This window comes from Streptomyces sp. bgisy130, from assembly GCF_057708345.1.
On sequence record NZ_JBYISA010000013.1, the window covers coordinates 106,434 to 128,596 of the forward strand.

Sequence of the window (22,163 nt, forward strand, 5' to 3'; positions counted from 1 at the left end):
AAGCGGGACCTACGCCCCGGCCCCGGACCGGGCCGGCCGGCCGCCCTCCGCCCTTCGGGGGGTGCGGCATACCGCGGAGGTTGTACACGCGGCGCGGTCTCCCCCTGCGGTACCGGCGCGGCTCCCCCTCAGACAGGAGGAAGTGGCGGGGACGCGTCCCGTACGGTCAAGATCCGGCATGGCGGGAGACGATGCCGGAAACGGGGGACGCGGCGCGCTCCGGAAACAGGGTGCCGGAGCGCGCCGCGTCGAGAGGCCGGCGCCGGGGGGGCGCGCCGGCCGGGGCCCGGACGGCGATACGGCCCAAGGGATGGCCGTCGCTGTCCACCGGTCCGGGCCGGGCCGGGTGTTACAGGGCGAGTCCGGTCAGGACCAGCACCCGCTCGTAGGTGTAGTCGTCCATCGCGAAGCGCACGCCCTCGCGGCCCACACCGGACTGCTTGACGCCGCCGTACGGCATCTGGTCGGCACGGTAGGACGGCACATCGCCGATGATCACGCCGCCGACCTCCAGCGCGCGGTGGGCGCGGAAGGCGGTCTGCACGTCATGGGTGAACACACCCGCCTGAAGGCCGAACTTGGAGTCGTTGACGGCCGCGAAGGCCGCCGCCTCCCCGTCGACCTTCTTGAGCGTGAGCACCGGGCCGAAGACCTCCTCGCAGGCGAGGGTGGCGTCGGCGGGCACGTCCGCCAGCACGGTCGGCGCGTAGGAGGCGCCGTCGCGCTTGCCGCCCGCGAGCAGCTTCGCCCCGCGCTCCACGGCCTCGTCCACCCAGGACTCGACGCGCTTTGCCGCGTTCTCGTCGACCAGCGGGCCGACCTCGGTCGCGTCGTCCGACGGGTCGCCGGTGACCTGCGCCCCGACGGCCGCCACGATCTTCGGCACCAGCCGGTCGTACACGGACGCGTCGGCGATGACCCGCTGCACCGAGATGCAGGACTGGCCGCCCTGGTAGTTGGAGAAGGTGGCGATGCGCTGCGCCGCCCAGTCCAGGTCCGCCTCGGAGGAGAAGTCCGGCAGAACGACGGCCGCGCCGTTGCCGCCGAGCTCCAGGGTGCAGTGCTTGCGCGGCACCGAGTCGAGGATCGCGTAGCCGACCTTCTCGGAGCCGGTGAAGGAGACCACCGGCAGCCGCTCGTCCTGGACCAGCGCCGGCATCCGGTCGTTGGGCACCGGGAGGATCGACCAGGAACCGGCCGGCAGGTCGGTCTCGGCCAGCAGCTCGCCGAGGATCAGGCCGGAGAGCGGGGTGGCCGGGGCCGGCTTGAGGATGATCGGGGCGCCCGCCGCGATGGCCGGGGCGACCTTGTGGGCGCAGAGGTTCAGCGGGAAGTTGAACGGGGCGATGCCCAGGACCGTGCCGCGCGGGAAGCGGCGGGTCAGCGCCAGCCGGCCGGCGCCGCCCGCGTCGGTGTCCAGCCGCTGCGCCTCGCCGCCGTTGAAGCGGCGGGCCTCCTCGGCGGCGAACCGGAACACGGACACGGCACGGCCGACCTCGCCGCGCGCCCACTTCATGGGCTTGCCGTTCTCCGCGGAGATCAGCCGGGCGATCTCCTCCGTACGCTCCACCAGCCGGCGGTGCACATGGTCCAGCGCGGCGGCCCGCACATGCGCGGGGGTCGCGGCGAGCTCCTCCTGGACGGCGACGGAGGCGGCGACGGCCTCCTCGACCTGGGCTTCGGTGGGGACGCTCACCGTGCCGACGAGACGTCCGTCCCAGGGGGAGGTGACATCGAAGGTGGCCTCGCCGGTGGCCTCGCGGCCGGCGAGCCAAAAGGCGGTGGGGGCTGCATCAGTGGGGATCGGCACAGTGGAACCCGGCCCTTCAGAAGTGGTGGGTGGTGCGCATGGCTCAGGGAGCGTCTCTGCGGTTTTGACTCTGGACCCACGGTAGGGGTGCGGCGCCGTCGTGGCGTTTGTCCGAAGCGGCGTAATCACGACGCCCGTCTCTCCGCGGTGGAGGGGGCGTCGGGGGCCGGTCCGGGGCGCGGGGCGGAGCTGGGTCCCAGCACCTGCGGGCGCCTCGCCCTCACTCCCCCTGCGGCGCCGAGGTCGCCTTGAGCGCCAGCCACAGCTCCATCCGCACATCCGCGTCGTCCAGCGAGCGCCCCAGGATCTCCTCCACCCGCCGCATCCGGTAGCGCAGCGTGTGACGGTGCACCCCCAGGTCGGCGGCGGCCGCGTCCCACTGGCCGTGCCGGGCCAGCCAGGCGCGCAGCGAGGCCACGAGATCGCCGCGGCCGGTCGCGTCGTGCTCGCGCAGCGCCCGCAGCAGCCCGTCCGCGAAGGCGCGGACCGCCTCGTCGGCGAGCAGCGGCAGGACGGACCCGGCCGCCACGTCCTCGTGCTCGACCAGCGCACGGCCGCGCCGGCGCGCCACCGAGAGCGCCTGTTCGGCCTGGCGGTAGGCGTTCGCCGCGGCGATCGGCCCGGTCGGCGCCGACAGCCCGACGGCCACCCACGCGCCGCTGCCCGCCTCCGCCCGCGCCGCCCGGCCGCGCACCCGCGGCCGCGCACCGGCCCGGGCCTCGGCCTCGGCGGCGTACGCGGCACAGGCGTCCGCCGCCGCCCCGCCGTCCGCGACCAGCACGATCAGCCGGCCGCCGTCCGGGACGGCGAGCACCGCCTCACCGGTCCGCGCGGCCGCGGAGTCCATCGCGTCGGCGAGCGCATCGAGCACCCCGGCGGCCCCGGCTCCCGCGCCGCCGCCCGGCAGCGGCTCCTCACCGGCCACCGGTTCGGCGACCACCACCCGGAACGGCGCGTCCAGCAGTCCGCCGTAAAGCCGCCCGGCCACCGCCCGCGCATGGTCCGGCTCCGCCGCGAGCAGCATCTTCAGCACCGCGGCACCCAGCCGCTGCTCGGCGTCCTGAAGCGCCCGGGACCGCTCGGTGGTCAGGGTGAGCAGCGCGACCGCGGAGTGCACGGCATAGCGCTCGGCGGTGCCGAGCGGCGCGGCCGTCCCCACCGCGAGCACCCCGCGGGCCCGGCGCCCGGTGCCCAGCGACTGGAGCTCGACCCGGTCGTCGCCGTCGGTGTCGCTGACGACCGAGCTGGCGGGGGCGGGCCGCTCCCGCAGCCGCCCGACGTCGTCGGTCAGCCGGGCCGCGCGGCGGGCGGCCCAGTCGGGGGCGGCGGCCACCACCGCACCCGACGCGTCATAGAGCGCGGCCCAGCCGTCCAGATGCGCCGCCAGCCGGGCCAGCAGCTCGGCCGGCCCCTCCGCGCTGAGCGCCGCCCGGGTCAGCTCCCGCTGCGCCTCGAACCCGGCCGTCACCGCGCGGTACTGGTCCGCGGCGACGGCCGCCGACACCGCCTTGCTGATCGCGATGAACGGTGTCCTGCGCGGCACCCCGAGCAGCGGCAGCCCCTGCTCCCTGGCCGCGTCGACCAGCGCCTGCGGCACCCCCTCGTAATTCACCCCGACCGCGAAACCCAGCCCGACGACCCCCGCCTCCGCGACCCGCCGCACATACCTGCGGGTCGCCTCCGCGTCCTCCGCGTCCAGCTTGAGCGCGGTGATCAGCAGCAGCTCGCCGCCCTCCATGTACGGCACCGGATCGATCAGCTCACTGGCGTGCGCCCAGCGCACCGGCACATCCAGCCGCTCCTCGCCCGCGAGCACGGTCAGCTTGAGCGCGGTGTGATTGACCAGGGAAGCCAGGGTGTGCGGCATGGAACCTTCATGACGTCGACAACTACGAGGACCGGCCGGCAACCGGCCACGAACCGGCCGATGCCCGCCCGACACCCGATTGATTACGCCGCCTCGTATGAACGGCCACCGCCGATTCTGCCTCAACGGAGGAATCGGGGGGACCCGTCATTCCAGCCCCCCACACCTCCGCGCCGGGCAGCCGGGACGGCCGGCCCTCCCCCGGGCCCCTCAGGACCGCAGATCCACCAGCACCGGCGGAGCATGCTCCCCCGCCACCGACGTCACGGACAGCACCGCATGCCCGGGCGGCACACAATTCGCCAGATCCGAGGCGGACCAGCGCTCCCGCTCGACGGTGCGGACGGTGACGGCTTTGGCGGTGGCCGCCTTGCCGGTGACCAGTTGGCGCAGCATATGGAACGCCTTCCCCGCGGCGCTCTCCGCGATGATCTGGCGGTCGGTCACATCGCGGGTCTCCACCCACTCCTTGCCCCACACCTCGGCGAACCGCGCGCCGTCCCAGGTCGTGACGCCCGAGAACGCCATCCGGCAGCCGACCGCGCCGAGCAGGGTGCCGCGCAGCGCGTCGGGCACGTCGTCCAAGGAACGCAGCGTCAGCACCGCACCCGCATTGGCCGAACGCAGCCGTTGCAGCCCGCGCAGGGCCTCGGCGGTGATGGTGTGCGCGGCCTCGTCGACGACCAGACACGCGAACAGCGAGCGGTCGCCGCGGGCCACCGCGCACTCGGTGAACTGGGCGAGGACCAGCCGGGCGAGAATCCGCGAAGCCTCCGCGTGCCCGCGCTCCGGCAGTTCGATGCGGACCCGCAGGGGGTGGTCCAGGGCCCGCAGGAAGACCTGGCGGGTGCGACCCGTGGGGTCGAAGAAGGCGGCGAAGGCCGGCCGGTCGAGCAGCGCGATGCGGTCGGCGAGCAGTACGGCGACATCGCCGGGGCGGTCCGACTGCCGTACGCGGGCGTCCAGTTCGCGCAGCAGGGCGGGGGCATCGGCAGCCTCCAGCGCGGTGCGCAGTGCGGCGATCGCTGCGGGCGCGCCGTCCAGCAGCTCCCGCAGTTCCGGCACCGTGGGGAAGCGGTCGTGGGCGGCCCGGAAGGGGCCGAGCAGCTGGGACAGCGCCGTCGCGGCGCGCCGGCTGTCACCGCCGGGCAGCTGCTCGGCAAGGTCACCGACCAGCGCCTCGGCGAGGATTCCGGACGCCTCGTCAGGGTCGGTGGTGCCGCCGTACAGGTCGAGGTCGCAGTCCGGGTCGGAGCGGCCGACCCTGACCACCACATCGAACGCGTCGTCCGGCCCGAGGTCCGATCCCGCCGGGCCGACGGCGATCAGCGCGCACTGCCCGGCCAGCGCCTGGAGGCACATCGACTCAACGACCGGCTTGACGACGCGGGTGGTCTTGCCGCTTCCGGCGGGGCCCACGGCCAGCAGCGAGGTGCCCAGCACGGCGGGCGACAGCGCGCTGCCCGCGCCGCGGTGCTGATACGGGTTCCGCGGGTGTTCGGCGGCGGTGCCGATCCGGACCTGGTGGGCGAGCAGGTCGTGGTGGGCGGCCCTGCGGGGCAGATCGCGCCGCCCCGAAGGATGCGCACAGGCCGCCGCGCCGTGCCGGAGCACGGTGTCGGTGAAGGAGGCGGCGGAGTTCTTGCCGGCCCGCACCGACTGCCAGGCACGCTCGATCCTGGCCACGTCCACATCGTTCATCCGCCCGGTCCGTGCCTCGGCCGCGAGCTTGTCGGCGGCATCGGCGGCGCCCTGGGCACGCAGCTCGGGCCACAGTGCCCGGTCGGCGGCGGGCTCGGGCTTGGGGGCGGGGGCGCGCTTACGGCGGAAAGCCGGGAGCACGTACCGGCGGACCACCTCCGCCCACCGGCCGAGACGCCCGAAGACGATCACCAGGCCGACGATCCACAGGCCGTAGTAGACGTTGGAGGCAATGGCGTTGGCGAGCCGGTCACCGGGCGTCGCTCCCAGCACCCAGGCGTCGGGGAAAAGCACTGCCATGGGCCAGGACCAGTACGGCCCGAGGTAGCCGTTCCACAGCAACGACCACAACAGCCACCCGCACAGGAACGAGATCACCGCCCCGCTGATCAGCTGCCGTCCGGGGACCCGGTCGGGCTCCTCCGCCGGCCGGGGCCGGTGGCCGTACGTCCAGATCCCGGGGGCGGCGGCGGGGCGCGGGGTGCGCAGCCAGCCCAGCAGCGGCGGTTCGGCCGCGGCGCCGGCGGGCGCGGGGCCCGGTGGGGTGGTGGGCATGGCCGGCAAGGTGGGCGGAACAGCGGGTGGTGGCGGGGTGTGCGGCGCCGCGGCCGGTGCGGCGGGGGGTGCCACGGGGTGCGGCACGGTGGGTTCGGGTCGGTGCGCTCCGCCGGACGGTTGGGGAGCGGTGTGCTGTGCGTCGTGCGTGCCCTCGGTGTCCATCCGGTGCCCCTTGTCCCCCTTGAGCCGTGGCCTGTCGCGGCCGGGGCGGCCGGCCGCGTTGTCATTGTCATGCCCGCGCTGGTGGCCACCGTTGCCGGGTGGGCCGGCGTTCAATCTACTGGCCGTGGGGCGCCGCTATGTCCGGTGCGGACAACGCAACACGCGCACTTCTCCCGAACGGAACATGCCAGACCCGCCCCGCCGCCCCTAGCCTGCGAGAACAACACCTGTGTACGTCCCGTTCCACCCCCAGGAGACTGCCATGACCGAACTGTCCGGAGGCCCCGCCCTCGCCCAGGAGCGTCGCGTCGTCACCGCGATCCCCGGCCCGAAGTCGCAGGAGCTGTGGGCCCGTAAGCAGGCCACGGTGGCCGGTGGTGTCGGCGCCGTGCTGCCCGTCTTCGTCAAGCGCGCGGGCGGTGGCGTCCTGGAGGACGTGGACGGCAACTCCCTGATCGACTTCGGCTCCGGCATCGCGGTGACCTCGGTCGGCAACAGCGCGGAGGCGGTCGTCCGCCGGGCCACCGCGCAGCTCGCGGCCTTCACCCACACCTGTGCCATGGTGGCGCCGTACGAGCCGTACATCGAGGTCTGTGAGCAGCTGGCCGAGCTGACGCCGGGTGATCACGCGAAGAAGTCGGCGCTGTTCAACTCCGGTGCGGAGGCGGTGGAGAACGCGGTCAAGATCGCGCGTGCGTACACCAAGCGGCAGGCCGTGGTCGTGTTCGACCACGGGTACCACGGCCGGACGAACCTGACGATGGCGCTGACCGCCAAGAACATGCCGTACAAGCACGGCTTCGGCCCGTTCGCGCCCGAGGTCTACCGCGTCCCGCTGGCCTACCCCTACCGCTGGCTGACCGGCCCGGAGAACTGCGCGCAGGAGGCCGCCGACCAGGCCATCTCGCAGATCACCAAGCAGGTCGGCGCGGAGAACGTCGCGGCGATCATCATCGAGCCGGTGCTCGGCGAGGGCGGCTTCATCGAGCCGGCCAAGGGCTTCCTCCCGGCGATCGCGAACTTCGCGAAGGAGAACGGGATCGTCTTCGTCGCGGACGAGATCCAGTCCGGCTTCTGCCGCACCGGCCAGTGGTTCGCGTGCGAGGACGAGGGCATCGTGCCGGACCTGATCACGACGGCCAAGGGCATCGCCGGTGGTCTGCCGCTGGCGGCCGTGACCGGGCGTGCGGAGATCATGGACGCGGCGCACGCGGGCGGCCTGGGCGGCACCTACGGCGGTAACCCGGTGGCCTGCGCCGCGGCGCTGGGCTCCATCGAGACCATGCGCGAGCAGGACCTGAACGCCAAGGCCCGCCGGATCGGCGAGGTCATGACGGCCCGTCTGCACGCGATCGCGGAGAAGTACGACATCATCGGCGAGGTCCGCGGCCGCGGCGCGATGATCGCCATCGAGCTGGTCAAGTCCGGTTCCAAGGAGCCGAACCCGGAGGCCACCGGCGCCCTCGCCAAGGCCTGCCACCAGGAGGGCCTGCTGGTGCTGACGACCGGCACGTACGGCAATGTGCTGCGCTTCCTGCCGCCGCTGGTCATCGGTGAGGACCTGCTCAACGAGGGTCTGGACATCCTCGAGGGCGCCTTCGCCGCGCTCTGAGCGGCCGGCGGGCGCGCACCCCGCAGGAGGAACCCCGGCGCGGCCCGGGGCACGGCTCAGGTCGTGCCCCGGGCCGCGCCCCGTTCCGGGCCGGTGGGCGGGCGGCGGTGGGCGGGTGTGCGGGCAGGTGGGCGGACCGGTGGGTGGCGGGTGGGTGGGCGGCCGTGCGGCCGGTGCGCGCCCTCAACACCCCCTGACCGCCCCCCTTCTGTCCTCTTTTCTGGGCTCATTTCCGCATGGACGCGCGTAGCTGGAGACATGGCGTGAAGAAGATGTGCGGGGCCGATGGCGGCCGGGTGATGCGCCTGTCGGGTGCGCTCGCCGTGCCGTACGGTTTCTGCAGATGAGAGAAACACCCCGCTCGCAGGGGACTGCGGGCGACGCCCGTTCGGCGCTTCCCCGGCTCCGATCAGGCCGTGCCCTCGCGCACAACACCGGAACCCCCGGTTCCGGGAATCCTCACCGATCGGATGTCCGCCCGCCCCATACCCCCCGGGGCGCGCGGGACACCGGTCCACACGGCCGCCTCGGAACCACCCCCCCTGTTCCGAGGCGGCCGACCCCTTTTCCGAGTTTCCCGGGTTCTCCGGGTTCTGCGGGTTTTCCGGACTCTGCTGACGCACCGTGTTCCCCGGGCCCGTCCGGCGACGGCTCCCGGCGCCGCTCCCCGTGGTGGACCGGCGCCGTCAGTGCGCTGCTCTTCGCCGTGGTCACCTGGCAGGTGGCCACACACGGCCCGCTGCGCGCCCTCGACGAACGGCTCGGACGCGCGCTGGCCAATGGTCATCTCCCCGCCGGGCCCGCCGAGTTCTGCGCCGATCTCGGCAACACGGCAGTGGCACTACCGGTGTTGTGTGTGGTCATGGTGTGGGCGGGATGGCAGGGGTGGCGCAACAGAAGCCAGGAGGCGCCCAACGAGGGGGCCCGCGTGCGGTGGTGGCTGCCGCCGCTCGCCGCCGGCCTCGCGCTCGCCGTGGTGCCCGCGCTGGTCGTCCCGCTCAAACTGTGGCTCGCCCGGCCGGGACCGCCGGAGATGGCGGGCGGGGCGCCCGACGGCTTCTATCCGTCGGGCCATGGCGCCACGGCGGCGGTGGCGTACGGGGTGGCCGCGCTGTTGGTGATCCGCGGGGTACGGGGACATCAGGCGGGCCGCCCGGCCGTCCGGCTGTTCGCGCCCGCGGTCGTGGCCGTGGTGGCGCTGATCGACGTGGCCGTCGGACTCGGTCTGGTGCGTCGCGGCTATCACTGGCCGTTGGACGTGCTCGGCAGCTGGTGTCTGGCCGGGGTGCTGCTCGCGGTGTGGTGTGCGGTGTGCGACCGGTGGGCGGGGGCGGGCGCCGGGCGCTGAGGAACGCGGAGGGGGCGGACGCCGCCCGCCGCCCGCCCCCTGCGCCGTGTGTCAGCTGTCGAAGCCCAGGCCCACCTTGTCCATGGCCTTCAGCCACAGATTGCGGCGGCCGCCACGGGAGTCGGCCTGGGTCATCGACCACTGGGTGATCCCGATGCCGGCCCAGCGCAGCGGCTCGGGCGGGAAGGGCAGCGGCTTGCTGCGGACCATCTCCAGCTGCGTACGCTCGGTGCGCTCGCCGGACAGCAGGTCGAGCATCACGTCGGCGCCGAAGCGGGTGGCCCCCACGCCGAGGCCGGTGTAGCCGGTGGCGTAGGCGACCCGGCCGGCGTGTGCGGTGCCGAAGAACGCGGAGAAGCGGGAGCAGGTGTCGATCGCGCCGCCCCAGGTGTGGGTGAAGCGCAGCCCCTCCAGCTGCGGGAAGCAGCGGAAGAAGTGCCGGGCGAGCTTCTCGTAGGTGGCGGGGTGGTGGTCGTACTCGGCCCGGACGCCGCCGCCGTAGCGGTAGACGATGTCGTAGCCGCCCCACAGGATGCGGTTGTCGGCGGTGATGCGGAAGTAGTGGAAGTGGTTGTTGGAGTCCGAGAGGCCCTGGCGGTTCTTCCAGCCGATGGCGGCGAGCTGTTCCTCGGAGAGCGGCTCGGTCATCAGGGCGTGGTCGTAGACCGGGACGATGTACGGGCGGACCCGCTTGACCAGTGACGGGAAGGCGTTGGTGCCGAGCGCGACATGGCGGGCGAAGACCCGGCCGTAGGGCGTACGGACGGCCATGCCGATGCCGTCGGAGGCGAGGTCGGTGGCGGGGGTGCGCTCGTAGATGCGGACGCCGAGGCCGAGACAGGCCTGCTTCAGGCCCCAGGCGAGCCGGGCCGGGTTGACCATGGCGACGCCGTCGCGGTCCCACAGTCCGGCGCGGAAGGTCGGCGAGTCGACCTGGGCGCGCAGCTCGTCCTCGTCGAGGAAGGTGTGCCGGTCCAGGCCGAGCCCGGCGGCGTCCTCGGCGAACTCCTTGAGTTCGGCGACCTGGTGGGGCTCGGTGGCGATGTCGATCTCGCCGGTGCGCTCGAAGGCGCAGTCGATGCCGTAGCGGGCGACCGCCTCCTCGATGGCGTCGAGGTTGCGGATGCCGAGCTCTTCGAGGGTGGCGAGTTCACCGGGCCAGCGGGCCAGGCCGTTGCCGAGGCCATGGGTGAGGGAGGCGGCGCAGAATCCGCCGTTGCGTCCGGAGGCGGCCCAGCCGATCTCGGCGCCCTCGACGAGGACGACATCGCGCTGTGGGTCGCGCTCCTTGGCGATCAGCGCGGTCCACAGGCCGGAGTAGCCGCCGCCGACGACCAGCAGATCGCAGGTCTCGTCGCCGACGAGGGCGGGTCGGGCGGCCGGCCGGTCCGGATCGGCCAGCCAGAAGGGGGTGGGTTCGGCGTCCGCGAGCGCATGCGCGGCGGACGGGGTCATGGCAGCTCGTGCCATGGTTCTCAGCTCCTCTTGCTCCTCTTGCGGGCCCCGGCCAGCTGGCCGACGACTACACACACCACGGCGACCAGGAACATCGCCGTGCCGATGACGTTGATCTGAACGGGCGTGCCGCGCTGCGCCGAGCCCCAGACGAACATGGGGAAGGTCACGGTGGAGCCGGCGTTGAAGTTGGTGATGATGAAGTCGTCGAAGGACAGGGCGAAGGACAGCAGCGCGCCGGATGCGATGCCGGGGGCGGCGATCGGCAGCGTCACCCGCAGGAAGGTCTGGAGCGGCGAGGCGTAGAGGTCCTGGGCGGCCTGTTCCAGACGCGGGTCCATGCTCATCACCCGGGCCTTGACGGCGGTGACGACGAAACTCAGACAGAACATGATGTGCGCGATGAGGATCGTCCAGAAGCCGAACTGGATGCCCATGTTGAGGAACAGGGTCGCCAGCGAGGCGGCCATGACGACCTCGGGCATCGCCATCGGCAGGAAGATCAGGGTGTTGACGCCGGAGCGGGCCCGGAAGCGGTAGCGGGCCAGCGCGAACGCGATCATGGTGCCGAGGACGGTCGCGCCGACGGTGGCCCACAGCGCCAGCTGAAGGCTCAGGCCCAGCGAGCCGCACAGGTCGGCGACGCCGCACGGATCGCGCCAGGCGTCCGTGGAGAAGCGCTGCCACTGGTAGTTGAAGCGGCCGTTGGGCTTGTTGAAGGAGAAGACCATCACCACGATGTTGGGCAGGATCAGATAGCCCAGCGTGCACAGGCCCGCTATCGCGACGATGTTGCGGCGCAGCCAGCGCAGGCCCCGGTTCGGGGTGCGGACCGCGGTGGCTTCGGTGGTCCCGTGGACGGCCATCAGACCAGATCCTCCGTCCCCGACTTGCGGATGTAGATCGTGACCATGGCGAGGATGGCCGCCATGAGGATGAAGGAGAGGGCGGCGGCGGTCGGATAGTCCAGCACCCGCAGGAACTGCGACTGGATGACGTTGCCGATCATCTTCTGGTCGGTGGAGCCCAGCAGTTCGGCGTTGATGTAGTCACCGGCGGCCGGGATGAAGGTGAGCAGGGTGCCGGCGACGACACCGGGCATCGACAGCGGGAAAGTGACCCGGCGGAAGGTGGTGACCGGGCGGGCGTAGAGATCCCCGGCGGCCTCGTGCAGGCGCGGGTCGATGCGCTCCAGCGAGGTGTAGAGCGGCAGCACCATGAACGGCAGGAAGTTGTAGGTCAGTCCGCAGACCACCGCGAGCGGGGTGGCCAGCACCCGCTGTCCCTCGGTGAGGCCCAGCCAGCTGGTGACGTCCAGGACGTGCAGCGAGTTCAGCAGCCCGACGACCGGTCCGCCGTCGGCCAGGATCGTCTTCCAGGCGAGCGTACGGATCAGGAAGCTGGTGAAGAACGGCGCGATGACCAGGATCATCACGATATTGCGCCAGCGGCCGGCCTTGAAGGCGATGAGATAGGCCAGCGGGTAGCCCAGGAGCAGACAGAGCGCGGTGGCGGTGGCGGCGTAGGCCACCGAGCGGACGAATTGCGGCCAGTATTCGCCGAGCGCGTCCCAGTACGTCGCGAAGTGCCAGGTGACCTTGAAGCCCTCTTCGAGGGAGCCGGTCTGGACCGACGTCGACGCCTGGTAGACGAGCGGGGCGGCGAAGAAGATGATCAGCCACAGGATGCCGGGGAGCAGCAGCCAGTAGGGGACGAGCCGTTTGCGGACGGGAGTTTTGCGCACCTCCAGGGGTGCCGTCCCGGCCTGGCCGTCCGGTGGTGCGGGCGTCTCGGTGGTGGTCACGCGGCCTCCTCGTCGAGGTCCGCGCCGGCCTGGATGTCCTGTGCGGCGTCCAGACCGAAGGTGTGCGCCGGGTTCCAGTGCAGGACGATCTCGGCGCCGGGGACGAGGCGCCCGTCGCGCTCGACGTTCTGCTCGTAGACGGCGAGTTCGCCCAGGCCGGGTACCTCGACGACGTACTGGGTGGAGACGCCGATGAAGCTGGCGTCCTTGATGCGGCCGGGCACCCGGTTGCGGCCTTCGGCGATGGTGCCGGCGTCATCGGTGTGTTTGAGGGCGACCTTTTCGGGCCGTATACCGGCCAGCACCTTGCCGCCGGTACGGGCCGGGGCGCTGCACCGGGCGGCGGGCAGCCGCAGCTTGGCGTCGGCCGCCGTGAGCAGCAGCTCGTCGCCGCCGGCCTCGACGACCTCGGCCTCGATGAGGTTGGAGGTGCCCAGGAAGTTGGCGACGAAGGTGGTGGCGGGGTTCTCGTAGAGGTCGGCGGGGGCACCGAGCTGTTCGACCCGGCCGCCGTTCATCACGGCCACGGTGTCGGCCATCGTCATGGCCTCCTCCTGGTCGTGGGTGACATGGACGAAGGTGATGCCGACCTCGGTCTGGATGCGCTTGAGCTCCAGCTGCATCTGGCGGCGCAGCTTGAGGTCGAGGGCGCCGAGCGGCTCGTCGAGCAGCAGCACCTGGGGGTGGTTGATCAGCGCGCGGGCGACCGCGACGCGCTGCTGCTGGCCGCCGGAGAGCTGCTGCGGCTTGCGGCGCGCCATCGGGCCGAGCTGGACCAGGTCGAGCATCTCCTCGACCTGCTTCTTGACGGACTTGACGCCCCGGCGGCGCAGACCGAAGGCGACGTTCTCGTAGATGTCCAGGTGCGGGAAGAGCGCGTAGTTCTGGAAGACGGTGTTGACCTGGCGCTTGTACGGCGGCAGGACCGTGACGTCCTGGCCGGACAGCTCGACGGTGCCGGTGGTGGGCTCCTCCAGCCCGGCGATCATGCGGAGCGTGGTCGTCTTGCCGCAGCCCGAGGCGCCCAGGAGCGCGAAGAAGGAGCCCGCGGGGACGGTCAGGTCGAGCGGATGGACGGCGGTGAAGGAGCCGTAGGTCTTGCTGATCCCGTGGAGGCGGACGTCGCCGCCGCTGCTCTGGGGGGTCGCGGAGTGGGTCATGTCGGTCGTCCCGTGGGTCGGAGGGCGAAACGGCTCGGGCGGGCCTGCGGGGTGGGGGATCAGGCGCCGGTGAGGTCGGAGAACTTCTGAGTGAACGCCTTGTTCTCCTTGGCGGACAGAGCACGGAAGGAGTGGGACTTCTCGGCCATCTCCTGGTCCGGGATGATCAGCGGGTTGGCGGCCGCCTTCTTGTCGATCTTGGCGAGTTCCTCGCGTACGCCTTCCACGGGGCAGACGTAGTTGATGTACGCCGCGATCTTCGCCGCCACCTTCGGCTCGTAGAAGTAGTCGATGAGCCGTTCGGCGTTCTGCTTGTGGCGGGCCTTGTTCGGCACCATGAGGTTGTCGGTGGACGTCATGTAGCCGGCCTTGGGGACGGCGAAGCCGATGTCCGGGTTGTCGTTCTGGAGCTGGACGACATCGCCCGCCCAGGCCACACAGGCGGCGAGGTCGCCCTTGTCCAGGTCGGTGGTGTAGTCGTTGCCGGTGAAGCGGCGGATCTGCTTGGCGTCCACGCCCTTCTGGAGCCGGGCTATCGCCGCGTCGTAGTCGTCGGCGGTGACGTCCTCGGGCTTCTTGCCCATGTCCAGCAGGGTCAGGCCGACGCTGTCGCGCATCTCGGAGAGGAAGCCGACCCGGCCCTTGAGCTTCGGGTCCTCCAGCAGCTGGCTGATCGAGTCGACCTTGCGGCCCCCGGTGGCCTTCTTGTTGTACGCGATGATCGCCGGGATGCCCTGCCAGGGGTAGGAGTGCGCGCGGCCCGGGTCCCAGGCGGGATTGCGGAACTGCGGCGAGAGATGGGTGTAGGCGTGCGGCAGGTTGGCCGGGTCCAGCGACTCGATCCAGCCGAGGGAGATCATCCGCGCGCACATCCAGTCGGTGAGCACGATCAGATCCCGGCCGGTGTCCTGGCCCGCCGCGAGCTGGGCCTGGATCTTGCCGAAGAACTCGTCGTTGTCGTTGATGTCCTCGGTGTATTTGACCGCGATGCCGGTGCGCTTGGTGAAGTGCTCCAGGGTGGGCCGGTGCTTGCCGTCGTCGGTGACGTCCATGTACTCGGTCCAGTTGGAGAAGCTGATCCGCTTCTCCGCCCTGGAATGGTCCTCGGAGCGGCCGGCGTCCGTACGGCCCGCGGGCGGGATACCGCAGGCCGACAGGGCACCGAGGCCGCCGATCGCGGCCGCCATGGCACCGCTCGCGCGCAGCAGGGAGCGGCGGGTCATGGCGAGCCGACCGTCGGTCAGGCTATGGCGCATGGCGGTGAGTTCGGCCGGGGACAGGGGTTCGGGCTGCTCGTGGTGCTCCATGCGCAGTGCCCTTTCAGGGGATGAGCCCGGCGCTCGGCCGGTGGTGACGATGCCGCGCGGCGCTGGCCGCTGGGTGGGCCCATGGGGTGGGCCCAGTGGGGGGCTCGGTGGTGCTGGGTGGTGCCCTGCGGCGGACAGCCCTTACGGGCGGTCCCCGAAGATCGTGCGGTGCCAGTCCTTGCGCGCGACCGCGGTGTTGTCGTACATGACGTGCTTGACCTGGGTGTACTCCTCGAAGGAGTAGGCCGACATGTCCTTGCCGTAGCCGGATGCCTTGGCGCCGCCGTGCGGCATCTCGCTGAGGATCGGGATGTGGTCGTTGACCCAGACGCAGCCCGCGTTGATCTCGCGGGCGGCGCGGCCGGTGCGGTAGACGTCCCGGCTCCAGGCGGAGGCGGCCAGCCCGTAGGGGGTGTCGTTGGCCAGCGCGATGCCCTCGTCGTCGCTGTCGAAGGGCAGCACGACCAGCACCGGACCGAAGATCTCGGACTGCACGATCTCGCTGTCCTGCGCGGCCCCGGCGATCAGCGTGGGCCGGTAGTAGGCGCCCTTGGCCAGCGCGCCACCGGGGGCCTCGCCGCCGGTGACGACCGTGGCGTAGCCGCGCGCCCGGTCGACGAAGCCGGCCACCCGGTCGCGCTGGGCGTGCGAGATCAGCGGGCCCAGGTCGGTGGACGGGTCGAAGGGGTCGCCGAGCCGTACGGTCGCCATCAGGTCGGCGACGCCGCTGACGAAGGCGTCGTAGAGCGGGCGCTGGACGTAGGCGCGGGTGGCGGCGGTGCAGTCCTGGCCGGTGTTGATCAGCGATCCGGCGACCGCTCCATGGACGGCGGCCTCCAGATCGGCGTCGTCGAAGACGACGATGGGGGCCTTGCCGCCGAGTTCGAGGTGCAGCCGCTTGACCGTGCCGGTGGCGATCTCCGCGACGCGCTTGCCGACGGCGGTCGAGCCGGTGAACGAGGTCATCGCGACGGAGGGGTGGCCGACGAGGCGCTCACCGGCGTCCCGGCCCGCCCCGGAGACGATGTTGAGCACCCCGTCGGGCAGCCCGGCGCGCTGGGCGGCCTGGGCGAACAGCAGCGAGGTGAACGGGGTGATCTCGGCCGGCTTCAGCACGATGGTGTTGCCCGCGGCGATGGCCGGCAGCACCTTCCAGGCGGCCATCTGGAGCGGGTAGTTCCAGGGGGCGATGGAGCCGACCACGCCGATCGGTTCGCGGCGGATGACGGAGGTGTGGTCGGCGCTGTATTCGCCGGCCGCCTTGCCCTCCAGATGACGGGCGGCGCCCGCGAAGAAGGCCGCGTTGTCGATCGAGCCCGGTACGTCGAACTCGTTGCTGAGCTTGATCGGCTTTCCGCAGTTCAGCGATTCCGCGTAGGCGAGATCGGCGGCGTCCTCGGTGAGCGCGGCGGCGAAGCGGTGCAGGGTGTCGGAGCGCTCCCCCGGTGTGGCGCCGCCCCACTCCGGGAACGCCTGCCGGGCGGCGTCCACGGCCGCGTCGACATCCGCCGTCCCCGCGAGCTCGTAGGAGTACACCGTCTCGCCGGTCGCCGGGTCCACGACGTCCTGGGTGCGGCCGGAACTGCCGGCGCGGAGACTGCCCGCGATGAATTGCGCGCCCTCGGCGAACCGCTCGGTGACATCGAATCGGTGATCCATGGTGCTCTCCTCCGCCGGGCGCCGGAGCCGCTCAGCGGCATTGTCTGGCGTAGCTATTTCCGGAATCGATGGCCGATCTTGACAGAGGAGAGCGGCCTCAACAAGGGATTCCGTTGTTGCCTTTTGGTTACGCGACGGATTCTGCGATTTCACCCTCGGGGACCCCGACACGTTGTCAGTGCCCGCTGACAGAATCCCGGCATGATGCACGACAGCACGGGGATCACCACGGGGGACGCGGCCGGGCCGGTCGCGGACGGGCCCCGCTCGGTCGAGGAGCTGCGCCGGCAGACCGCCACCGGCAAGCGTCTCAAATACGTCCATTTCTGGGGCCACAGCCCCCGGCGCGACGGCAGCCTGGGCGTGAGCTGCTTCAGCCAGTGGTGGCCCGCCCCCTTCACCGTCGAGGGCGTCCGCTACGCCACCGCGGAGCACTGGATGATGGCCGGCAAGGCCCGGCTGTTCGGCGACGCGGAGGCGGAGCGGCGGGTGCTCGCCGCGCGCCACCCCAAGCAGGCCAAGGACGCCGGGCGCACGGTCCGCGGCTTCGACGAGGAGACCTGGCAGTGGCACCGCTTCGGCCTGGTCACCGAGGGCAGCGTCCACAAGTTCGGCCAGGACACCGCCCTGCGGGAGTATCTGCTCGGCACCAACTCCCGGGTGCTGGTCGAGGCCAGCCCCGTGGACCGGATATGGGGCATCGGCCTCGCCGCCGACGACGAGCGGGCCGCGGACCCGGCGCGTTGGTGGGGTCTGAACCTGCTGGGCTTCGCGCTGATGGCGGCCCGCCAGCGACTGCGGGAAGCGGCCGGCGCGGGGGCTTAGGACGGACCTGCCGGCCGGCCGGGTGCGGGGGCGTAGGACAGACCGTGCGGGCTGCCGGGTGCGGGCGAGGTCCGCATACGCCCGGCCGGGTGCGGACGATGTCCGGGGACCCCGCCCCCGGCCGGCCCCGTCCCGCTTAGCATGGCCAGGCCGATCCGCGCACCCCCGCGCGCCCTTTGACCAGGAGGAACCGTTGTCCGATCTCGATGCCTTCATCGCGGGCCTGCCCAAGGCGGAGCTGCACGTCCACCACGTCGGATCGGCCTCCCCGCGCATCGTCTCCGAGCTGGCGGCGCGGCACCCCGACTCCGCCGTCCCCACCGACCCCGAAGCGCTGGTCGACTACTTCACCTTCCGCGACTTCGCGCACTTCATCGAGGTCTATCTCTCCGTCGTGGACCTGATCCGCGACGCCGAGGACGTCCGGCTGCTGACGTACGAGGTCGCCCGCGACATGGCGCGCCAGCAGATCCGCTACGCCGAGCTGACCCTCACCCCGTTCAGCTCGACCCACCGCGGCATCCCCGACGCCGCGTTCGTCGAGGCCATCGAGGACGCCCGGAAGGCGGCCGAGTCGGAGCTGGGCGTGGTGCTGCGCTGGTGCTTCGACATCCCCGGTGAGGCGGGCCTGGAGGCCGCGGAGGAGACCGCCAGGATCGCCTGTGATCTTCAGCCCGAGGGCCTGGTCTCGTTCGGTCTCGGCGGCCCGGAGATCGGGGTGCCGCGCCCGCAGTTCAAGCCGTACTTCGACCGCGCCCGCGCGGCCGGCCTGCACTCCGTACCGCACGCCGGGGAGACCACCGGCCCCGGCACGATCTGGGACGCCCTCAACGAGCTGGGCGCCGAGCGCATCGGCCACGGCACCAGCGCCACCCAGGACCCCCGGCTGCTGGCCCACCTCGCCGAACACCACATCCCGCTGGAGGTCTGCCCCACCTCCAACATCGCCACCCGCGCGGTACGCACCCTGGAGGAGCACCCCCTCAAGGAGATGGTCGACGCGGGCGTGCTGGTCACCATCAACAGCGACGACCCCCCGATGTTCGGCACCGACCTCAACACCGAATACGCCGTCGCCGCCCGCCTCCTGGGCCTGGACACCACCGGCCTGGCCACCCTCGCCAAGAACGCCGTCGACGCCTCCTTCATGGACACCCCGGCCAAGACCCGCCTCGCGGCCGAGATCGACGCATACACAGCGTCATGGCACTGACCCTCACGCCCTCTCACGCCGTCACGCACCGCATCACCCAACGCCAGGGGCATCACGTAACGCCGGGAACCAACTACTCTCCGTAATCGTTGCCGGAATATAAGGAGGCGCCCCACGGCAGCGAACAACCGACACGGCACAGAGCACCGCACGGGCACAGAGCCACACACGGCACAGAACACCGCACGGGCACAGAACACCGCACGCCAGAGACCCCCACATGGCCCGCACAGCCAGCAGGGACTCACCAGCCGGGACTCACAACCCCACGATCCCGTTCCACTCCTTGGCGAACTCGGTCCGCTCCTTCGACGTGATGTCGCGGGCGATGACCAGCCGCTTGCGCATCGCGTCGTCGGGGAAGATCAGCGGGTCCTCGGCGAGCGCGGCGCGTTCCTTGTCCTTGGAGGAGGCGAGGATGTCGCGCGCGGCCGGTACGGGGCAGACATAGTTGACCCAGGCGGCCAGGTCCGCGGCCACCTCCGGGCGGTAGTAGTAGTCGATCAGCCGCTCGGAGTTGCGCTTGTGCTCCGCGAGGTTCGGGATCAGCAGACTCTCGGCCCAGAGCTCCGCGCCTTCCTCCGGCACCACGAACTCGATGTCCGGGTTGTCCGCCTGGAGCTGGATCACATCGCCCGAGTAAGCCTGCGCGGCGAGCACATCCCCGGAGTCCAGGTCCTTGATGTAGTCGTTGCCGGTGAACCGCCGGATGTGTCCCTTGCTCACCAGGCGGCGGATCCGGTCGGTCATCCGGTGGAAGTCGTCGGCCGTCCAGCGGGTGACGTCCACCCCGTCGCCCTGCATGAGCAGGGCGAATGATTCATCGAGCCCGGAGAGCAGGGTGACCCGGCCGCGCAGATCGTCCTTCCACAGGTCGGCGGTGTGCTTGATCTCCCGGCCGAGCTTCTTGCGGTTGTAGGCGATGCCGGTGATCCCGGACTGCCAGGGCACCGAGTGCGTGCGGCCGGGGTCGAAGTGCGGGTTGCGCAGCAGCGGATCGAGATGCCGGGCGACGTGCGGCTGGGCGGCGCGGTCCATTTCCTGGACCCAGCCCAGCCGGACGAACCGGGCGCACATCCAGTCGCTCATGACGATGAGATCGCGGCCGGTGCTCTGGTGATTCATCAGCGCCGGGCTGATCTTGCCGAAGAACTCGTCGTTGTCGTTGATCTCCTCGGTGTACGTGACGGAGATCCCGGTGCGCCGCTCGAAGGCGTCCAGGGTGGGGCGGCGCTGTGTGTGGTGGTCGTCCACGTCGATGTAGAGCGGCCAGTTGGCGAAGACGAGCCTGCGGTCCCGTGCCGACCGGTCCGGGCCGCCGCGGTCCGCCGCCTCGACGTAGGCCGGCGGCACCCCGCATCCGGTCATGGCGGCCAGCGCCCCCGTCACACCCAGTCCGACCGTGCCCCGGAGCAGCGCCCGCCGCGAAAGATCTGCCATGGCGAGCACTCTCACGTGCTGCGGGCGGAGGCGGCAAGCGACAGAGCGTCAGTTGCCGGGCCTCCGCCCGCGACGGTGTGTCGAGCGTTCCGTGGCGCCCGACGGGAAGGGTTTCCCCGGCTCAGCCGTCCAGCGAGGTCATCACGTGCTTGATCCGGGTGTAGTCGTCGAAGCCGTAGGCCGACAGGTCCTTGCCGTAACCGGACTTCTTGAATCCGCCGTGCGGCATCTCGGCGACCAGCGGGATGTGGGTGTTGATCCACACACAGCCGAAGTCGAGGCTCCGGGACATCCGCATGGCGCGGGCGTGGTCCTTGGTCCACACCGAGGACGCCAGGGCGTACTCGACGCCGTTGGCCCACTCCACGGCCTGCTTCTCGTCGCTGAAGGACTGGACGGTGATGACCGGGCCGAAGACCTCGTGCTGGACGATCTCGTCGTCCTGCTTGAGGCCGGAGACGACGGTCGGGGCGAAGAAGTAGCCCTTCTCGCCGACCTGCTCGCCGCCCGCCTCGATCTTGGCGTGTGCGGGCAGCCGCTCGATGAAGCCCTTGACCTGCTTGAGCTGGTTGGCGTTGTTCAGCGGGCCGTAGAGCACGTCCTCGTCGTCGACCGCGCCGGTCTTGGTCTCCGAGGCGGCCTTGGCCAGCGCGGCGACGAACTCGTCGTGGATGGACTCGTGGACGAGCACGCGGGTGGCGGCCGTACAGTCCTGGCCGGCGTTGAAGTAGCCGGCGACGGAGATGTCCTCGACGGCCTTGGGGATGTCGGTGTCCTCGAAGACGACGACCGGGGCCTTGCCGCCCAGCTCCAGGTGGACCCGCTTGAGGTCCTTGGAGGCGGACTCGGCGACCTGCATACCGGCGCGCACCGAGCCGGTGATCGAGGCCATCGCCGGGACCTTGTGCTCGACCATCAGCCGGCCGGTCTCGCGGTCACCGCAGATGACGTTGAACACGCCGCGGGAGTGGCCCAGTTCGTCCAGCACGCTGCCGATGATGTCGGCGATCAGCACCGTGGAGGCCGGGGTGGTGTCGGACGGCTTGATGACGACGGTGTTGCCCGCGGCCAGCGCCGGGGCGAACTTCCACACGGCCATCATCATCGGGTAGTTCCACGGCGCGACCTGGGCGCAAACGCCGACCGGCTCGCGGCGGATGATGGAGGTGAAGCCGTCCATGTACTCGCCGGCCGAGCGGCCTTCGAGCATCCGGGCGGCACCCGCGAAGAAGCGGATCTGGTCCACCATCGGCGGGATTTCCTCGGAGCGTACGAGCGCGACCGGCTTGCCGCAGTTCTCCGACTCGGCGGCGATCAGCTCCTCCGCCCGCTCCTCGAAGCGGTCGGCGATCTTCAGCAGGACCTTCTGGCGCTCGGCCGGGATCAGGTCGCGCCAGGCGGGGAAGGCGGCCTCGGCTGCGGCCATCGCCGCGTCCACGTCGGCGGCGGCCGAGAGCGGGGCGGTGGCGTACGCCTCACCCGTGGCGGGGTTGACCACCTCCGTGGTCCGCCCGTCGGCGGCGTCCCGGAACTCCCCGTCGATGTAGTTGCGCAGACGACGCAGTGCGGTGGTCACTGTGCGCCCCCTTCAGTCAGAAGTCTGGTGGTTTGGACATCCACCCTAGCCATGGAACCCACGTTTTCAACACACCCGCCACCCAGGAACAACGGAATCAGTGAAATTCTGATCGCTAGACGACTAATTTCATCGCTTTGGGGTTGCAAGACAGACGAGGCTCGTGCACAGTGAACGGCGTGGCGGCCTCTCGAAACAGTCATGACAGAACCGGAACCCCGACGATCGACTCCGTCTCCCTGGCGATCATCGAGCAGCTCCAGGAGGACGGGCGCCGTCCGTACGCCGCGATCGGCAAGGCCGTCGGCCTGTCCGAAGCGGCGGTACGCCAGCGCGTACAGAAACTGCTCGACCAAGGCGTGATGCAGATCGTCGCGGTCACCGACCCCCTCACGGTCGGTTTCCGTCGGCAGGCAATGGTCGGCATCAACGTCGAAGGTGACCTGGACCCCGTGGCCGACGCCCTGACGGTCATGGAAGAGGTCGAGTACGTCGTCATGACGGCAGGCTCCTTCGATCTCCTCATCGAGATCGTCTGCGAGGACGACGACCACCTCCTGGAAATGATCAACAAGCGGATCCGCACGCTTCCCGGCGTCCGATCCACCGAGAGCTTCGTGTACCTCAAGCTCCGGAAGCAGACCTACACCTGGGGAACGAGATAGC

General features: G+C 71.3%; 16 protein-coding genes. 5 read left to right on the forward strand and 11 right to left on the reverse strand.

The window, feature by feature from the left end:
* Nucleotides 1-349: 349 nt before the first annotated feature.
* From AC3EUV_RS19385 to AC3EUV_RS19395, 3 genes are all read right to left on the reverse strand, one after another.
* Nucleotides 350-1,810 carry an aldehyde dehydrogenase family protein gene (locus AC3EUV_RS19385; RefSeq protein ID WP_432145851.1) on the reverse strand — a complete coding sequence of 487 codons (1,461 nt, stop codon included), beginning with the start codon at nt 1,808-1,810 and terminating at the stop codon, nt 350-352.
* Nucleotides 1,811-2,030: 220 nt separating this feature from the next.
* Nucleotides 2,031-3,677: a PucR family transcriptional regulator gene (locus tag AC3EUV_RS19390; protein WP_432145852.1), complete on the reverse strand. Its 1,647-nt coding sequence runs from the start codon at nt 3,675-3,677 to the stop codon at nt 2,031-2,033.
* Between the two features lie 210 nt (nt 3,678-3,887).
* Nucleotides 3,888-6,098: a type IV secretory system conjugative DNA transfer family protein gene (locus AC3EUV_RS19395; protein WP_435603431.1), complete on the reverse strand. Its 2,211-nt coding sequence runs from the start codon at nt 6,096-6,098 to the stop codon at nt 3,888-3,890.
* A 262-nt stretch (nt 6,099-6,360) separates the two neighbouring features.
* Between AC3EUV_RS19395 and gabT the strand changes: the two genes are divergently transcribed.
* Together gabT and AC3EUV_RS19405 are read left to right on the forward strand one after the other, a co-directional pair.
* The gene (gene gabT, locus AC3EUV_RS19400) at nt 6,361-7,710 is read left to right on the forward strand and encodes a 4-aminobutyrate--2-oxoglutarate transaminase (RefSeq protein WP_398827166.1); all 1,350 of its coding nucleotides are present in this window, start codon (nt 6,361-6,363) and stop codon (nt 7,708-7,710) included.
* A 706-nt stretch (nt 7,711-8,416) separates the two neighbouring features.
* Nucleotides 8,417-9,058 carry a phosphatase PAP2 family protein gene (locus tag AC3EUV_RS19405; RefSeq protein WP_432145853.1) on the forward strand — a complete coding sequence of 214 codons (642 nt, stop codon included), beginning with the start codon at nt 8,417-8,419 and terminating at the stop codon, nt 9,056-9,058.
* A gap of 51 nt (nt 9,059-9,109) precedes the next feature.
* Here AC3EUV_RS19405 and AC3EUV_RS19410 read toward each other — a convergent pair whose 3' ends face one another.
* The 6 genes from AC3EUV_RS19410 to AC3EUV_RS19435 form a co-directional block, all read right to left on the reverse strand.
* Nucleotides 9,110-10,528, reverse strand: a complete 1,419-nt coding sequence (locus AC3EUV_RS19410; protein WP_432145854.1) for an NAD(P)/FAD-dependent oxidoreductase — start codon at nt 10,526-10,528, stop codon at nt 9,110-9,112.
* A gap of 5 nt (nt 10,529-10,533) precedes the next feature.
* Nucleotides 10,534-11,379, reverse strand: coding sequence for an ABC transporter permease (locus AC3EUV_RS19415; RefSeq protein WP_423666202.1), 846 nt, complete (start codon nt 11,377-11,379; stop codon nt 10,534-10,536).
* Complete coding sequence (locus AC3EUV_RS19420) at nt 11,379-12,317, reverse strand: ABC transporter permease (RefSeq protein WP_432145855.1); 939 nt, start codon at nt 12,315-12,317, stop codon at nt 11,379-11,381. The genes AC3EUV_RS19415 and AC3EUV_RS19420 overlap by 1 nt, the downstream gene beginning before the upstream one ends.
* Nucleotides 12,314-13,477 (reverse strand): ABC transporter ATP-binding protein, encoded by a 1,164-nt coding sequence (locus AC3EUV_RS19425; protein WP_435603432.1) that lies wholly within the window; start codon nt 13,475-13,477, stop codon nt 12,314-12,316. The genes AC3EUV_RS19420 and AC3EUV_RS19425 overlap by 4 nt, the downstream gene beginning before the upstream one ends.
* Nucleotides 13,478-13,536: 59 nt before the next feature.
* A complete protein-coding gene (locus AC3EUV_RS19430; protein ID WP_432145857.1) occupies nt 13,537-14,784 on the reverse strand; it encodes an ABC transporter substrate-binding protein in 1,248 nt (415 codons plus the stop codon).
* Between the two features lie 141 nt (nt 14,785-14,925).
* Complete coding sequence (locus tag AC3EUV_RS19435) at nt 14,926-16,443, reverse strand: gamma-aminobutyraldehyde dehydrogenase (RefSeq protein ID WP_435603433.1); 1,518 nt, start codon at nt 16,441-16,443, stop codon at nt 14,926-14,928.
* 201 nt (nt 16,444-16,644) lie between these two features.
* Here AC3EUV_RS19435 and ybiA point away from each other — a divergent pair, with 201 nt between their 5' ends.
* Both ybiA and AC3EUV_RS19445 read left to right on the forward strand, forming a co-directional pair.
* The gene (ybiA, locus tag AC3EUV_RS19440) at nt 16,645-17,268 is read left to right on the forward strand and encodes a riboflavin biosynthesis intermediates N-glycosidase (RefSeq protein ID WP_432145859.1); all 624 of its coding nucleotides are present in this window, start codon (nt 16,645-16,647) and stop codon (nt 17,266-17,268) included.
* A gap of 193 nt (nt 17,269-17,461) precedes the next feature.
* Nucleotides 17,462-18,481, forward strand: a complete 1,020-nt coding sequence (locus AC3EUV_RS19445; RefSeq protein WP_432145860.1) for an adenosine deaminase — start codon at nt 17,462-17,464, stop codon at nt 18,479-18,481.
* Nucleotides 18,482-18,739: 258 nt separating this feature from the next.
* On the opposite strand, the gene AC3EUV_RS19450 is transcribed toward AC3EUV_RS19445, so the two are convergent.
* Together AC3EUV_RS19450 and AC3EUV_RS19455 are read right to left on the reverse strand one after the other, a co-directional pair.
* The gene (locus AC3EUV_RS19450; protein ID WP_435603434.1) at nt 18,740-19,921 is read right to left on the reverse strand and encodes a polyamine ABC transporter substrate-binding protein; all 1,182 of its coding nucleotides are present in this window, start codon (nt 19,919-19,921) and stop codon (nt 18,740-18,742) included.
* A gap of 121 nt (nt 19,922-20,042) precedes the next feature.
* Entirely contained in the window at nt 20,043-21,497 is a 1,455-nt protein-coding gene (locus AC3EUV_RS19455) for a gamma-aminobutyraldehyde dehydrogenase (RefSeq protein ID WP_432145862.1), read from the reverse strand.
* 170 nt (nt 21,498-21,667) lie between these two features.
* Between AC3EUV_RS19455 and AC3EUV_RS19460 the strand changes: the two genes are divergently transcribed.
* Nucleotides 21,668-22,162 (forward strand): Lrp/AsnC family transcriptional regulator, encoded by a 495-nt coding sequence (locus tag AC3EUV_RS19460; RefSeq protein WP_432145863.1) that lies wholly within the window; start codon nt 21,668-21,670, stop codon nt 22,160-22,162.
* Nucleotide 22,163 lies beyond the last annotated feature (1 nt).

Excerpts from the sequence above, each read along its gene's own strand:
- AC3EUV_RS19390 (WP_432145852.1), bottom strand. The coding sequence starts at position 3,677 with ATGCCGCACACCCTGGCTTCCCTGGTCAATCACACCGCGCTCAAGCTG.
- AC3EUV_RS19395 (WP_435603431.1), bottom strand. The coding sequence starts at position 6,098 with ATGGACACCGAGGGCACGCACGACGCACAGCACACCGCTCCCCAACCG.
- gabT (WP_398827166.1), top strand. The coding sequence starts at position 6,361 with ATGACCGAACTGTCCGGAGGCCCCGCCCTCGCCCAGGAGCGTCGCGTC.
- AC3EUV_RS19410 (WP_432145854.1), bottom strand. The coding sequence starts at position 10,528 with ATGGCACGAGCTGCCATGACCCCGTCCGCCGCGCATGCGCTCGCGGAC.
- AC3EUV_RS19415 (WP_423666202.1), bottom strand. The coding sequence starts at position 11,379 with ATGGCCGTCCACGGGACCACCGAAGCCACCGCGGTCCGCACCCCGAAC.
- AC3EUV_RS19425 (WP_435603432.1), bottom strand. The coding sequence starts at position 13,477 with ATGACCCACTCCGCGACCCCCCAGAGCAGCGGCGGCGACGTCCGCCTC.
- AC3EUV_RS19430 (WP_432145857.1), bottom strand. The coding sequence starts at position 14,784 with ATGGAGCACCACGAGCAGCCCGAACCCCTGTCCCCGGCCGAACTCACC.
- AC3EUV_RS19435 (WP_435603433.1), bottom strand. The coding sequence starts at position 16,443 with ATGGATCACCGATTCGATGTCACCGAGCGGTTCGCCGAGGGCGCGCAA.
- ybiA (WP_432145859.1), top strand. The coding sequence starts at position 16,645 with ATGATGCACGACAGCACGGGGATCACCACGGGGGACGCGGCCGGGCCG.
- AC3EUV_RS19450 (WP_435603434.1), bottom strand. The coding sequence starts at position 19,921 with ATGGCAGATCTTTCGCGGCGGGCGCTGCTCCGGGGCACGGTCGGACTG.